Raw genomic sequence first — 13,972 nt, forward strand, 5'->3', positions numbered from 1 at the left:
CGGACACGAGATCACCGGGGCAGCGGGACGTCGACGGCGTGACCGACCACCACTTCAAGGACGAACTCAGTGCAGACGCATGACATCAGGCAGCGCTTCCTGGATCACTTCATCAAGGCGGGCCACACCGAGGTGCCCAGCGCCTCGCTGGTCCTCGACGATCCGAACCTGCTGTTCGTCAATGCCGGCATGGTCCCGTTCAAGCCGTACTTCCTGGGCGAGCAGACCCCGCCGTTCGACCGTGCGACCAGCGTCCAGAAGTGTGTGCGCACCCTCGACATCGAGGAGGTCGGCATCACCACGCGGCACAACACCTTCTTCCAGATGGCGGGCAACTTCTCGTTCGGTGACTACTTCAAGCGCGAGGCGATCGGGTTCGCCTGGTCGCTGCTGACCAACAGTGTCGACGAGGGCGGCTACGGGATCGACCCGGAGAAGCTGTGGCCCACCGTCTACCTCGACGACGACGAGGCCGAATCCATCTGGCGCGACGAGATCGGGGTACCCGCCGAGCGCATCCAGCGTCGGGGGCTCAAGGACAACTACTGGTCGATGGGCGTGCCCGGCCCGTGCGGCCCGTGCTCGGAGATCTTCTACGACCGCGGACCCGCCTACGGTGTCGAGGGCGGGCCCGAGGCCGACGAGGACCGCTACATCGAGATCTGGAATCTCGTCTTCATGCAAAACGTCCGCGGCCCGGGCGGCGGCAAGGACAACTACGAGATCCTGGGTCCGCTGCCCAAGAAGAACATCGACACCGGTCTGGGCATCGAGCGGGTCGCCTGCATCCTGCAGGGTGTCGACAATGTCTACGAGACCGACCTGCTCAAGCCGATCATCGACCTGGCGTCCCGGCTGACCGGTCGCGCCTACGGGGCCGGCAACCACGACGACGACGTGAAATTCCGGGTGATCGCCGACCACGCCCGCACCGCCGCACTGCTGATCGGCGACGGGGTCCTGCCCGGCAACGACGGACGTGGCTATGTGCTGCGCCGATTGCTGCGGCGCGTGGTCCGGTCGGTGCGGCTGCTGACCGCCGGGAGCGAAGCGAGCGGGACGGCTCCGGCAGCGGCGGATCAGCCCACGATGGGCGACATCATCTCGCTGGTCGTCGACACCATGTCGCCGTCCTATCCGAACCTCGCCGAGCAGCGTGAGCACATCGTCGATGTCGCCGTCGCCGAGGAAGCCTCGTTCAGCAAGACCCTCGCCGCCGGCTCGAAGTTGTTCGCCGACGCCGCAACGGCCACCAAGGCCGCCGACCGTTCGACGATCAGCGGTGACGACGCGTTCACCCTGCACGACACCTACGGATTCCCGATCGACCTCACCCTGGAGATGGCCGCCGAGGCCGGCCTCTCGGTCGATCGTGAGGGGTTCACCGAGCTCATGGCCGAGCAGAAGCAGCGTGCCAAGGCCGATGCGACGGCCCGCAAATCCGGCCATGCCGACCTGTCGGTGTACCGCGAGTTCCTCGACCGTGGGCCCACCCTGTTCACCGGGTTCGACGAACTCATCTCCGAGGCGACCGTCCTCGGCCTGGTCGCCGATGGGGCCCGCGTGCAGAGCGCAACGCCGGGCCAGGAGTTGGTGGTGGTACTCGACCGCAGCCCGCTCTATGCCGAATCCGGTGGCCAGATGGCCGACGTCGGCACCATCACCACCGGTGACGGTGTCCGGTTGCGCGTCACCGACGTGCAGAAGGCGGGCAAGTCCGTCTGGCTGCACAAGGTCACCGTCGACGAAGGTGAGATCGCCGAGGGGGATGAGGTCATCGCCGCGGTGGACCAGTCCTGGCGCCACGGAGCGACGCAGGGCCACTCCGGCACGCACATGGTGCACGCCGCGCTGCGTGAGGTGCTCGGACCCACCGCTACCCAGGCCGGCTCGCTCAACCGTCCGGGATATCTGCGCTTCGACTTCCACTCCGGCAAACCGTTGTCGGACAGTCAGCGTCGCGAGATCGAGGAGATCAGCAACGCCGCCGTGGAGGCCAACTATCCGGTGCACACCTTTGAGACCGGGCTGACCGAGGCCAAGCAGATGGGCGCAGTCGCGTTGTTCGGTGAGAACTACGGGGACGTCGTACGCGTCGTCGAGATCGGCGGGCCGTTCTCGATGGAGTTGTGCGGCGGCACCCACGTCGCGTCGTCGGCGCAGATCGGTCCGGTGACCGTGATCGGCGAGTCGTCGGTGGGTTCGGGGATCCGGCGTGTCGAGGCCTACGTGGGCATGGATTCGTTCCGGTACCTGTCCAAGGAACGGGCCCTGATGGCCGGCCTGGCGTCCTCGCTGAAGGTGCCGTCGGACGAGGTGCCCGACCGTGTCGAGCAATTGGTGTCACGCCTCAAGGACGCCGAACGTGAGGTCGAGCGGCTGCGTGCGGACTCGGCTCGCGCTGCCGCCGGGGGTCTGATCGATGCGGCGACCGTGTCGGGCGACACCCTACTCGTGGGTGGACTGGTGCCCGGCGGGCTTGACGCCAACGGTCTGCGGGGGCTGGCGACCGATCTGCGCGGCAAGGTCGCCGATCGACTCGCGGTGATCGCGCTGTTCGCACCGAGTGCCGACGGCACCAAGGTGCCGTTCGTGGTCGCGACGACGGAATCCGCCCGGAGCCACGGCATCAAAGCAGGTGACCTCGTGAAAGAGGTCGCCCCCCTCGTCGGGGGCCGTGGCGGCGGTAAACCCGACCTGGCGCAGGGAGCCGGCTCGGACCCGGCCGGGGTCGAACCGGCCATGGGCCGGATCCGCGACGTCGTGCGGGATCGATGACCTGGACTCGCGGACGGCGTCTGGGGGTCGACGTCGGTTCGGTGCGTATCGGGATCGCCGTGTGCGACCCCGACGGCATTCTCGCCACCCCGGTCGAGACGGTACGGCGTACGCCCGGTGGTCACTCGGATCTCACGCGGATCGCCGCGCTGGTCGAGGAATACGATGCCGTCGGTGTCGTGGTGGGGTTACCCAAGACTCTGCGCAACGAGAGCGGTACCGCAGCCGGACTGGCGCGGGAGTTCGGTGACCTCCTCGCCGAGCGCATCGCGCCCGTGACGGTCGAGTACCACGATGAACGACTGACCACCGTCACCGCGAGCCAGGCCCTGCGAGCGAGTGGACGCAACGCCAAGTCCTCGCGTGCCGTGATTGATCAGGCGGCCGCGGTCGCTATCCTGCAAGGGTGGCTGGACTCGCGACGATGACTTCTGCATGCGTCCGTCCAGACGGCACAACGCAATTCGCGATCACAAAGAGTGCGTGTCCCGCGACCGAATCATGCCCGACCCGGGGAGGAATCGCTCGGTGACCGACGAACGCCACCGACCGAGGCGGCACGATCTGTCCGACCAACCCACCGAACAGCTCGATCTCGAGCGGTTGCGGTACTTCACCCAACCCGCCGACGGAAAGCCCTCCACACGCCACCGGCGGCGCCGGGCCGTGCCGGGTGACCTGACGATGACCGGGCCGCAACCAACGGTGCAGCCGCCCGCGACGACGGGTTCCGGTGGAGCCCGCGGCATCGATCCGCAGGCCCACGACGCACCCGCACCAACCACCGGGCCGACGCCGTCCTCACCGCCGTCACCGTCGGCGGCTACCGGCGGGTGGCCGGCTCCGCCGCCCGCAGGGCGACCGGGCCGACCGCAACCCGAACGGGTGGCGCCACGCCGCCTACCGCCACGTCAACCCGTCGATCATTTCCACGAACCCGGCGAAGCCATTCCGGTTCGCGGTGGCGAGTTCGACGACCCCATGCGGCGCGCCGTGCCCCACCGGGTTCCGCCGCGACCCGTTGCGGCGCCCCCCAACGTGCTCGACGAGGACCGTGCGGACGCCGGTGACAGCGCCGAGGGTGTCCTGGACCTCTGGGACGACCGCGACGATCCGGAATCGGTGAACCCCGGGCGCCGTGACGGCGGCCGGACCCGCCGTTCGGGCGCGGGGAAGTCGGGACGTACTCGGCCGGCCACCGCGGGTCGGCTCCGCAAGCGTGTCGTGTTGGCGATCGTGCTCACCTGCATGCTGATCCTGGTCGTCGGCGTTGGTTTCGTCGGTCTGCGAGCCTTCGGGGTCTTCGAGAACACCAAGGACTACACCGACGCCGCGGGCACTGCCGACGTGATCGTGGACATCCCGGAGAACTCGACGCTGATGGACTTCGGCCAGATCCTCGAGGACAACGATGTGGTCGGTAGCGTGCAGGCGTTCATCAACGCCGCCGACGGACAGCCGATGTCCGGCGGGTACTACAAGCTGCGCACCCAGATCCCGGCAGCGACGGCGGTAGAGATGATGACCGACGACACCGCGCACCGGGTCGGGCGCATGGTGGTGCCCGAGGGGCTGCAGCTCGACAACAAGGAGGGGGTCGACGGCAAGATCACTCCGGGCATCTTCCAGATGATCGAGAACGCCACAGCGGTCACCGTGAACGGGGAGCGCATCGGTACCGACGTCGCCGAGCTGGAACAGGCGGCGGCGCAGGACACCCCCGAACAGCTTGGCGTGCCCGACTGGGCGCGTGCGGAGGTGCAGCATCTGGACGGAGATCATCGGCGGATCGAGGGCCTCATCGCGCCGGGCACCTGGGAGACCATCGACCCCAACGATTCGGCGACGTCGATCCTGCACGATCTGATCACGGCCAGCACATCTCGATTCGAGCAGTGGGGGCTGCTCGAACCACACGACTCGGGGTTGACCCCGTACCAGACGCTGGTCGCCGCGTCGGTCGTCGAACGGGAGGTCACCGACCCCGACGACTATGCCAAGGTCGCCCGGGTGATCCTCAACCGCCTGGACAAAGGTCAGCGGCTGGAGATGGACTCCACCGCCAACTACACCGCCGAGGTCACCAACATCGACGTCTACGGTGAGGCCTACCGCGCCGACAACGTGTGGAACACCTACCGCATCGAAGGCCTGCCGGCTACGCCGATCGGTGCGGTCGGGGAGCGTGCGCTGACCGCCGTGGAGTACCCGACCCCCGGAAACTGGCTCTACTTCGTGACCATCGATCGGGACGGCACCACGCTGTTCGCCGACACCTTCGAACAGCACAAACGCAATCGTGAGCAGGCCTGTGAGAACCAGTTGCTGACCACCGGGTGCAGTTGACGACGATGACATCCACCACACGCCGGGCCGCCGTGCTCGGATCCCCGGTCGGGCACTCGCGTTCCCCGGACCTGCACCTGGCCGCCTACCGGGCGCTCGGGCTCACCAATTGGACCTATGACCGCATCGAGTGCACCGCCGAAGCGTTGCCGGAGTTGGTGTCGGGGCTGGGGCCGGAGTTCGTCGGGTTGTCGGTGACCATGCCGGCCAAGCTGGCGGCGTTGGCGTTCGCCGACGAATGCACGGATCGTGCAGAGCTGGTCGGCTCGGCGAACACGTTGGTGCGCACCGAGCGGGGCTGGCGGGCCGACTGCACCGACATCGATGGAATGGCCGGCGCCCTCTCCGAAGTGGGGGCCGACGCGCAGGTCAACGCCACCGCAACGATGATCGGAAACGGGGGCACGGCGTTGCCGACGGTCGCCGCGCTCGCCGACCTCGGGTTCACCGACCTGGCCGTCGTGGCCCGAGACGCGGGACGCGCCGAGCCGGTCATCGATCTCGCGCAGCGACTCGGCCTGACGGTGTCGGTGTTGCCTTTCCACGCCGACCATGTGCTCGCCGAGCGCGCGCGCATCAGCGGGGTGGTGATCTCGACAGTGCCCGCGAGTGGCGCCGACGCCCTGGCGGGTGCGCTCGCCGGGGCTCCACGGCTGGTCGACGTCATCTACGACCCATGGCCGACGCCGCTGGCCGAGGCGGTATCCGCCGCGGGTGGCCACGTCGTCGGCGGGTTGGTGATGTTGCTGAATCAGGCATACAGCCAGGTCGAGCAGTTCACCGAGATGCCGGCGCCGCGCGAGGCGATGGCCGCCGCGCTCGGCGCGATCTGAGCCGCCGTAACGCGTCGACGGTGACTCGTCGACCAATCCATCCACAGGCCGGGACCGGTCCACAAGCGGCGGACGCGGGCAACGCCGCCGCCGCGGCGTGGCGGGCACGGTGGGTCGATGGCCACCGTTCTCGTCCTCTGCTGGTTGGCGACCATCGCCGAGCGCGACCGCCGCACGGGGCGCATCCCGGTGGCGTTGATGTGGCCGGGTCTGGTGATACCGGTCACGCTCATCCCCACGGACCCGACGGTGGCGGCCGCAGCGACACTCGCCGCGGTCCCGTATCTGATCGCGGCGCTCGTGGGTCACGGCGGCGGTGGTGACATCAAGTTGGCCTTCGCCATCGGCGGGCTGGTCGCCGATCCGACCCTCGCCTTGCTGGTGGTGCTCCTCGCCGCGACACTCGGGGGTCTCGATCATTTGTGGGTGCGCTCGGGTGGTCCGCGGCCGCACGCTCCGGCGCTCGTGGCCGCCGCCGTCATCGGGCTGGGCCTCGGCTGAGGGCACCGCACTCGTGCGGGTGGGATGCGCGCACCGCAGGTCGATGGTCGCATGGAACAATTGAGCACTGTGTTGCGCTGGATGACTGCCGGAGAATCGCATGGCCCGGCCCTGGTAGCCCTGATCGAAGGCATGGTGGCCGGTGTCGAGGTCACCTCGACCGACATCGCCGAACAACTCGCCCGCCGCCGGCTCGGTTACGGCCGTGGCGCCCGGATGAAATTCGAGGCGGACAAGATCACCATCGTCGGTGGACTCCGACACGGCCGCACCATGGGCGGCCCGGTGGCCGTCGAGATCGGTAACACCGAGTGGCCCAAATGGGAGACGGTGATGGCCGCCGACCCGGTGGATCCGGCCGAGCTGGAGGGCAGCGCGCGCAATGCGCCGCTGACCAGGCCGCGCCCCGGCCATGCCGATTACTCCGGGATGCTCAAGTACGGGTTCGACGACGCTCGGCCCGTGTTGGAGCGGGCGAGCGCGCGCGAGACCGCCGCCCGCGTCGCCGCCGGGACCGTGGCTCGCAACTTTCTGCGGCAGGTCCTGGGTATCGAGGTGCTCTCGCACGTCATCTCGATCGGCGCCAGTGAACCCTACGACGGTCCGGCGCCGCGTCACAGCGACCTCACCGCCATCGACGAGAGTCCGGTACGTGCCTTCGATTCCGCATCCGCGGATCGGATGATCGCCGAGATCGAGGCGGCCAAGAAGGACGGCGACACCCTCGGTGGTGTGGTCGAGGTGGTCGCCACGGATGTGCCGGTCGGCCTGGGCTCGCATGTAAGCGGCGAGACGCGACTGGATGCACGACTGGCCAGTGCGTTAATGGGCATCCAGGCGATCAAGGGGGTCGAGGTCGGCGACGGGTTCACCACCGCCCGGCGGCGCGGCAGTCAGGCCCACGACGAGATGGTGCCCGGACCGGACGGTGTGCTTCGCTCGACGAACCGTGCCGGTGGCCTCGAAGGCGGGATGACCAACGGCGAGGACCTGCGTGTCCGGGTCGCGATGAAGCCCATCTCGACGGTGCCGCGCGCGCTGGCCACCGTTGACATGGCGACCGGAGACGAGGCGGTCGCCATCCATCAGCGCTCCGATGTGTGCGCGGTCCCCGCCGCCGGCGTGGTCGCCGAGGCGATGGTCGCCCTCGTCCTGGCCCAGGCGGCGCTGGAGAAGTTCGGTGGCGACTCGGTCGCCGAGACCGCCGACAACGTTGCCGCCTACCGCAAACGCGTCGACGCCCGGTTCCCACGTTCATGACCGGAGAGTTCACCGACCGCGGGCCGTCGGCCGTCCTGATCGGATTCATGGGGGCCGGTAAGTCGACGGTGGGTCGTATCCTCGCCGACCGGCTGGGAGTCGATTTCGTCGACACCGACTCCGAGATCGTTCGCACCACCGGCCGCAGCATCCCGGACATCTTCACCTCCGACGGGCCCCAACATTTCCGCGAGATCGAACGCGACGTGGTGCTCGACGTGTTGCGCACCCATCGCGGCGTGGTGGCCCTCGGCGGCGGGGCCGTGATGACCCCTGCGGTCGAGTCCGCGCTCGCAGGTCACCGGGTGATCTATTTGCGCATCGATGCCGATGCGGGCTTCGCCCGGGTCGCCGACAGCGATCGGCCGCTGATCGCCGGAGACGATCCGCACGCGCGCTACGCCGAGCTGCTCGCCGCGCGCGACGACACCTATGTACGTGCGTCGGTGTTCGTCGTCGACGCCGGCGCCGGTGAGCCCGATACGGTGGCCGATGCCATCCTGACCCGACTGGCCCACGCCCTGACGGGCGAGAGAGTGGGAGAAAGGCCGTGACTTCATGAGTGGGGACCACACGACCGAACCGACGGCGATCACCGTCAACGCCGGATCACCCTATGACGTGATCATCGGCCGCGGCCTGCTCGACGACGTCGGCCTCGCCGCCACCGGAGCCGACCGGATCGCGATCCTGTATCAGCCCACGTTGGCCCAGACCGCCGAACAGGTCCGGGCTTTCCTGGCGGACAAAGGATTCGACGCCCACCGGGTGGAGATCCCGGACGCGGAAGCGGGCAAAGACCTGTCGGTGGCGGCGTTCTGCTGGGATGTCTTCGGACGGATCGGCCTCAAACGCAACGACAAGGTGATCAGCCTGGGTGGGGGAGCGGCCACCGATCTGGCCGGTTTCGTCGCGGCCACCTGGATGCGCGGCATCGGCGTGATCCACATCCCGACGACTCTGCTGGCGATGGTCGATGCGGCGGTGGGCGGTAAGACCGGCATCAACACCGATGCCGGCAAGAACCTGGTGGGTTCGTTCCACGAGCCCGACGCGGTGTTGATCGACACCGCAACCCTGGAGACCGTCCCGCACAATGAGGTGGTCGCCGGCCTCGCCGAGGTCATCAAGACCGGCTTCATCGCCGACCCGGTGATCCTCGACCTCATCGAGGCCGACCCCAGTGCCGCCGTCGACACCAGTGGTCCGGTACTGCCCGAGCTGATCCGACGCTCGGTGCAGGTGAAGGCCGACGTCGTCTCTGCCGATCTGAAGGAGTCGTCGCTGCGCGAGATCCTCAACTACGGACACACCCTGGGTCATGCCATCGAGCGTCGCGAGCGTTATCGCTGGCGCCACGGCGCCGCGGTGTCGGTGGGTCTGGTGTTCGCCGCCGAGCTCGCCCGGCTCGCCGGCCGTCTCGACGACGAGACCGCCGACCGCCACCGGTCGGTGCTGGATCTGGTGGGTCTGCCGACGACCTACGATCCGGACGCGCTGCCGGACCTGCTGGAGACCATGTCGGGAGACAAGAAGAACCGTTCGGGGGTGTTGCGCTTCGTGGTCCTCGACGGTCTCGCCAAACCGGGCCGGCTCGAAGGACCCGACCCGGGCCTCATCGCCGCGGCGTACTCTGCGATCGCCGGCGAGGCCCCGGCATCCGGCGGCGTCCTGCTCTGACGCCTTGTTTCCTCAGGGCGGGGTGGCCCCGAGCGTGCTGATGGCTCAGCTCGCCGCGTGCTCCGGATCGCGATCCGGGTGAACCGACCAGTCGTCGTCGGCCGCGGTCTTGCGCTGGTCGCGACGGACGAGCCAGCGGCCGACCGCCGCACCCATGAAGGCCGGTACGAACACCAGTAGTGCGGTGAACGACCCGCCGGCGATCACCTCGATGAACAGGCTGGCCTCGCCGATACCGGCGAACACGAACCGACCGAGGAACCACCCGATCACGCCCGACGCGACACCGGCGAGCAGGCCCGCCTGCAGCCACCGCACGGTCAGGTCCGCGTAGTCGTCGGGGTCCGGGTTGGCGCGCGCGTCGGCGACACCGTCGAACCCGCCCCACACCAGCGCGACGAGCACCACGGCTGCGATGGCGATGGTCTTCCACACGGTGGTGTGCAGCGGTGCATTGACCACCGCCACACCGAGAAGCACACGGGCTATGACGTGTACGGCGGTCATCACCAGACCGCGCGGCAACCACGAAGACATAGCGGACAGGGTACGCAACGTGGAACGTGTTCGAAAACACATCCCGTCCAACGGGCGTGGGCGCGGCGGTCCCACCGGGACCGCGAGTGGCGCGCGGTAGCGTGAAGGGATGTCCGCCACAGCCATGACCAGCGACTATCGGGCCCGCCGCGACCGCTTTCGCGACCAACTCGCCGGATCGGACCGTCCGGTGGATGCGTTCGTGGTCAGCGATCTGATCAATGTCCGCTACCTGACCGGGTTCACCGGCTCCAACGCCGCACTGCTCATCGGTGCCTCGCCCGAGGCCGACCGGATCTCTACCGACGGCCGCTACCGCACCCAGGTGGCCGAGCAGTCCGGTGATCTCGAGGCGATCATCGCCCGCGACTGTCTCACCGAACTCGCCCGCCGGGCGCGCGCCGCAGGCGCTGCCACCGTCGGGTTCGAAGCCGACGCGGTCACGGTCGCGGCCCACGACGCCCTGGTCGACGCGCTCGACGACGACAACGGGGTGGTGCCGGAGTTGGTCGCGCACACCGGAGCGGTGCAGCGACTGCGCATCGTCAAGGACGCCGGCGAGATCGAGCTGCTGCGGGCGGCCTGCACCATCGGCGACAAGGCGTTGGCGACCATCATCGAACGGGGTGTCATCCACGTGGGTGCCACCGAACGCGAGGTGGCCCGGTCTCTCGAGTGGGAGATGTACGCACTCGGCGCCGATGACATCGCGTTCGAGACCATCGTCGCGGCCGGGCCGAACTCGGCGGTCCCGCACCATCGACCGACCCAGGACGTGCTCGCCGACGGCGACTTCGTCAAGATCGACTTCGGCGCGGTGGTCGGTGGCTACCACTCGGACATGACGCGCACCTACGTGCTCGGACGCGCCTCCGACTGGCAACGCGAGATCTACGACCTGGTCGCACGCGCACAGGCAGCCGGTCGTGCGGCGTTACGGCCGAACGCCGACCTGCGCGATGTCGATGCCGCGGCGCGGTCGGTGATCGCCGATGCGGGGCACGCCGAGCACTACGTGCACGGGCTCGGTCATGGCGTCGGACTGCAGATCCACGAAGCGCCGGGAATCGGCGCGCTGGCGACGGGTACACTGCCATGCGGCGCGGCGGTGACCGTGGAGCCCGGCGTCTACCTCCCCGGCCGAGGTGGCGTCAGGATCGAGGACACGTTGGTCGTCACCGACGATGCACCGGAACTGCTGACCGCCACCGACAAGACGTTCACCGTCATCTGACGGTCATTCATCGACGACTGCAAGGGAAGAACACCGCATGGCGACCACCGCCGACTTCAAGAACGGCCTCGTACTCCGCATGGACGATCAGCTTTGGCAGATCCAGGAGTTCCAGCACGTCAAGCCCGGCAAGGGGCCGGCTTTCGTGCGCACCAAGATCAAGAACGTGATGTCGGGCAAGATCGTCGACAAGACATTCAACGCCGGCGTGAAGGTGGAGACCGCGACCGTCGATCGCCGGGACATGACCTACCTGTACAACGACGGCACCGACTTCGTGTTCATGGACGCCCAGGATTTCGAGCAGATCTCGATCTCGCCGGCCACGATGGGCGATTCCGCGCGTTTCCTGCTCGAGAACATGACCGTTCAGGTGTCCGTGCACGAGGGCAACCCGCTGTTCGTGGAACTGCCGGTCACCGTCGAGTTGCTCGTGCAGCAGACCGATCCGGGCCTGCAGGGCGATCGTTCCACCGGCGGCACCAAGCCCGCGACCATGGAGACCGGTGCCGAGATCCAGGTGCCCCTGTTCATCAACACCGGCGACAAGCTGAAGGTCGACTCGCGCGACGGCAGCTACCTCGGTCGCGTCAACGCCTGAGCCGTCCGACCCGTGAAACAACCCGGTACTCGACACAAGGCCCGCCGCCGCGCAGTCGACCTGCTGTTCGAGGCGGAGGCCAAGAAGGTCAGCGCGACACAACTCGTGGCAGAACGCCGCGAGTATGTGCGCGAGGACGAGAGCGTGGGGACGATCCACGACTACACCGCTACCGTCATCGACGGGTTGGCCGCCGATCTGCCGCAGGTGGACGCGGTGGTCTCCTCACACCTGAAGGGCTGGACCCTGCAGCGGCTACCGGCGGTCGATAGGGCCATATTGCGCCTGGCGACATGGGAGTTGTTCCACGCGACCGACGTCGACCCGATTGTGATCGTCGACGAGGCGGTGGAATTGGCCAAGGAGCTGTCCACCGATGACTCGCCCGCGTTCGTCAACGGGGTGCTGGCCCAGATCGCCGACCTTGCGCCTCAGGTGCGCGCGGCCGCCGCGGCCGAGGAGCCGCCCCGCCGGGACTGAGCTCGGTTGCCTGCAGGCTCGGCGACATATTGACGAAGCCCACATCGCGTTGCCTCGTTCGTGCGAGGTGGGCCGGTGTACAGTCCTTCGGGACAGACATCCTTTAACGATCCGTCCCGCGAGGCGGAGAAGGAGGTCGGCTTGGTCATGTCGACAGACGGTGCACCACCAACCGATGGTTCCCGGCCCCCCGGCCGGGTTCTGCTCGACGATTCCGATGTCTCGCGCACAATCGCCCGCGTCGCGCACGAGATCATCGAGAAGACGGCGCTCGACTCATCCGGCAGCCCACATGTCGTCATCATCGGGATTCCCACCCGCGGCACCTATCTCGCCTCTCGGCTGGCCGCCCGGATCAATGAGTTCGCCGGCACCGACGTCCCGGTCGGTTACCTCGACATCACGCTCTACCGCGACGATCTGCGCGCCAAACCGCATCGACCGCTCGAACGGACCGTCGTCCCGGCCGGCGGGGTGGACAACGCCATCGTGATCCTGGTCGACGACGTGCTCTATTCCGGTCGTACCGTCCGCGCCGCTTTGGACGCGTTGCGTGATCTCGGACGTCCGGCCGCGGTACAGCTCGCGGTGCTGGTGGACCGAGGGCATCGTGAGTTGCCGCTGCGCGCCGACTATGTCGGCAAGAACATCCCCACCTCCCGCGACGAGAACGTGTCCGTGCATCTCGAGGAGCACGACGGTGTCGACGAGGTCGTGCTGAGCGCAGCAGGGTCGCAGCCGACCCCGCACACCGGGGGTGGGATCTGATGCGTCACCTGCTGACCACGCAGGATCTGTCGCGCGACGAAGCGACCGAATTGCTCGACGAGGCCGAGCGATTCGAACAGGCCCTCACCGGACGTGAGGTGCGTAAGCTCCCGACCCTGCGGGGTCGCACCGTGATGACGGTGTTCTACGAGAACTCCACGCGTACCCGGGTGTCGTTCGAGGTGGCCGGAAAGTGGATGAGCGCCGACGTCATCAACGTGAGCGCCTCGAGCAGTTCGGCCGGCAAGGGTGAGTCGCTGCGCGACACGGTCAAGACCCTGCATGCCGCGGGCGCCGATGCGCTGATCGTGCGACATCCCGCGTCGGGCGCGGCCCACCAGATCGCGGCGTGGACCGCCGATGAGGACGGTGCGGGACCGGCAGTGATCAACGCCGGCGACGGCACCCATGAACACCCGACGCAGGCCCTGCTCGATGCCCTCACGTTGCGGCAGCGACTCGGTTCGCTCGACGGCCGTCGGATCGGCATCGTCGGCGACGTCTTACATTCGCGGGTGGCTCGTTCCAACGCGCACCTGCTGGCCACCCTGGGTGCCGAGGTGGTGCTGATCGCACCGCAGACGCTGCTGCCCGTCGGTGTCGATCAGTGGCCGGTGACGGTGTCCCACCACCTCGACGGTGAACTACCCACGCTCGACGCAGTGATGATGCTGCGCGTCCAGGCGGAGCGGATGAACGGCGGGTTCTTCCCGAGTTCACGCGAGTACTCCGTCCGCTACGGACTCAACGACCGACGTCTGGCTCTGCTCGACGACCACGCGGTGGTGCTGCACCCCGGGCCGATGTTGCGCGGTATGGAGATCGGCTACTCGGTGGCCGACTCGCCGCGGGCGACCGTGCTGGAGCAGGTGCGCAACGGCGTGCATGTGCGGATGGCGGTGCTGTTCCGACTGCTCGTCGGCACGGAGAACCCAGGAACTTGAGTGATGAGGA

The 13,972-nt window shown here is 68.2% G+C and carries 14 protein-coding genes; 13 read left to right on the forward strand and 1 reads right to left on the reverse strand.

Annotated elements, in window-relative coordinates; all coding sequences use genetic code 11:
• Positions 1-69 precede the first annotated feature (69 nt).
• From alaS to aroB, 8 genes are all read left to right on the forward strand, one after another.
• A complete protein-coding gene (alaS, locus tag ACIGKQ_RS15040; RefSeq protein ID WP_235722091.1) occupies positions 70-2,778 on the forward strand; it encodes an alanine--tRNA ligase in 2,709 nt (902 codons plus the stop codon).
• A complete protein-coding gene (ruvX, locus tag ACIGKQ_RS15045) occupies positions 2,775-3,206 on the forward strand; it encodes a Holliday junction resolvase RuvX (protein ID WP_328713380.1) in 432 nt (143 codons plus the stop codon). The genes alaS and ruvX overlap by 4 nt, the downstream gene beginning before the upstream one ends.
• A gap of 100 nt (positions 3,207-3,306) precedes the next feature.
• Complete coding sequence (mltG, locus tag ACIGKQ_RS15050) at positions 3,307-5,124, forward strand: endolytic transglycosylase MltG (protein WP_396574302.1); 1,818 nt, start codon at positions 3,307-3,309, stop codon at positions 5,122-5,124.
• 5 nt (positions 5,125-5,129) lie between these two features.
• The gene (locus ACIGKQ_RS15055; RefSeq protein WP_396574304.1) at positions 5,130-5,957 is read left to right on the forward strand and encodes a shikimate dehydrogenase; all 828 of its coding nucleotides are present in this window, start codon (positions 5,130-5,132) and stop codon (positions 5,955-5,957) included.
• A 117-nt stretch (positions 5,958-6,074) separates the two neighbouring features.
• Positions 6,075-6,458: a prepilin peptidase gene (locus ACIGKQ_RS15060; RefSeq protein WP_266062162.1), complete on the forward strand. Its 384-nt coding sequence runs from the start codon at positions 6,075-6,077 to the stop codon at positions 6,456-6,458.
• Positions 6,459-6,509: 51 nt separating this feature from the next.
• Positions 6,510-7,718: a chorismate synthase gene (aroC, locus tag ACIGKQ_RS15065; RefSeq protein WP_396574307.1), complete on the forward strand. Its 1,209-nt coding sequence runs from the start codon at positions 6,510-6,512 to the stop codon at positions 7,716-7,718.
• Complete coding sequence (locus ACIGKQ_RS15070; RefSeq protein WP_235722085.1) at positions 7,715-8,272, forward strand: shikimate kinase; 558 nt, start codon at positions 7,715-7,717, stop codon at positions 8,270-8,272. Before aroC ends, ACIGKQ_RS15070 begins: the two co-directional genes overlap by 4 nt.
• A 4-nt stretch (positions 8,273-8,276) precedes the next feature.
• Complete coding sequence (gene aroB, locus ACIGKQ_RS15075) at positions 8,277-9,398, forward strand: 3-dehydroquinate synthase (protein WP_396574309.1); 1,122 nt, start codon at positions 8,277-8,279, stop codon at positions 9,396-9,398.
• Between the two features lie 45 nt (positions 9,399-9,443).
• On the opposite strand, the gene ACIGKQ_RS15080 is transcribed toward aroB, so the two are convergent.
• Positions 9,444-9,935, reverse strand: coding sequence for a B-4DMT family transporter (locus tag ACIGKQ_RS15080; RefSeq protein WP_235722083.1), 492 nt, complete (start codon positions 9,933-9,935; stop codon positions 9,444-9,446).
• Positions 9,936-10,044: 109 nt separating this feature from the next.
• Here ACIGKQ_RS15080 and ACIGKQ_RS15085 point away from each other — a divergent pair, with 109 nt between their 5' ends.
• The 5 genes from ACIGKQ_RS15085 (at position 10,045) to ACIGKQ_RS15105 (ending at position 13,962) form a co-directional block, all read left to right on the forward strand.
• On the forward strand, positions 10,045-11,169 hold the full coding sequence (locus ACIGKQ_RS15085; protein WP_396574312.1) for a M24 family metallopeptidase: 1,125 nt from the start codon (positions 10,045-10,047) through the stop codon (positions 11,167-11,169).
• Positions 11,170-11,206: 37 nt separating this feature from the next.
• Positions 11,207-11,770 (forward strand): elongation factor P, encoded by a 564-nt coding sequence (gene efp, locus ACIGKQ_RS15090; protein WP_235722081.1) that lies wholly within the window; start codon positions 11,207-11,209, stop codon positions 11,768-11,770.
• A gap of 12 nt (positions 11,771-11,782) precedes the next feature.
• Complete coding sequence (gene nusB / locus ACIGKQ_RS15095) at positions 11,783-12,250, forward strand: transcription antitermination factor NusB (protein ID WP_235722080.1); 468 nt, start codon at positions 11,783-11,785, stop codon at positions 12,248-12,250.
• Positions 12,251-12,397: 147 nt separating this feature from the next.
• Positions 12,398-13,018: a bifunctional pyr operon transcriptional regulator/uracil phosphoribosyltransferase PyrR gene (gene pyrR, locus ACIGKQ_RS15100; RefSeq protein ID WP_266062173.1), complete on the forward strand. Its 621-nt coding sequence runs from the start codon at positions 12,398-12,400 to the stop codon at positions 13,016-13,018.
• Positions 13,018-13,962, forward strand: a complete 945-nt coding sequence (locus tag ACIGKQ_RS15105) for an aspartate carbamoyltransferase catalytic subunit (RefSeq protein WP_235722078.1) — start codon at positions 13,018-13,020, stop codon at positions 13,960-13,962. Before pyrR ends, ACIGKQ_RS15105 begins: the two co-directional genes overlap by 1 nt.
• The last annotated feature ends 10 nt before the right edge of the window (positions 13,963-13,972 follow it).

Source organism: Gordonia sp. NPDC062954 (assembly GCF_044543825.1).
GTDB classification, from domain to species: Bacteria; Actinomycetota; Actinomycetes; order Mycobacteriales; family Mycobacteriaceae; genus Gordonia; species Gordonia tangerina.

Coding starts and splice junctions, on each gene's coding strand:
- ruvX (WP_328713380.1), top strand. CDS start 2,775: ATGACCTGGACTCGCGGACGGCGTCTGGGGGTCGACGTCGGTTCGGTG.
- ACIGKQ_RS15055 (WP_396574304.1), top strand. CDS start 5,130: ATGACATCCACCACACGCCGGGCCGCCGTGCTCGGATCCCCGGTCGGG.
- ACIGKQ_RS15060 (WP_266062162.1), top strand. CDS start 6,075: ATGGCCACCGTTCTCGTCCTCTGCTGGTTGGCGACCATCGCCGAGCGC.
- aroC (WP_396574307.1), top strand. CDS start 6,510: ATGGAACAATTGAGCACTGTGTTGCGCTGGATGACTGCCGGAGAATCG.
- ACIGKQ_RS15070 (WP_235722085.1), top strand. CDS start 7,715: ATGACCGGAGAGTTCACCGACCGCGGGCCGTCGGCCGTCCTGATCGGA.
- aroB (WP_396574309.1), top strand. CDS start 8,277: ATGAGTGGGGACCACACGACCGAACCGACGGCGATCACCGTCAACGCC.
- ACIGKQ_RS15080 (WP_235722083.1), bottom strand. CDS start 9,935: ATGTCTTCGTGGTTGCCGCGCGGTCTGGTGATGACCGCCGTACACGTC.
- ACIGKQ_RS15085 (WP_396574312.1), top strand. CDS start 10,045: ATGTCCGCCACAGCCATGACCAGCGACTATCGGGCCCGCCGCGACCGC.
- efp (WP_235722081.1), top strand. CDS start 11,207: ATGGCGACCACCGCCGACTTCAAGAACGGCCTCGTACTCCGCATGGAC.
- pyrR (WP_266062173.1), top strand. CDS start 12,398: ATGTCGACAGACGGTGCACCACCAACCGATGGTTCCCGGCCCCCCGGC.
- ACIGKQ_RS15105 (WP_235722078.1), top strand. CDS start 13,018: ATGCGTCACCTGCTGACCACGCAGGATCTGTCGCGCGACGAAGCGACC.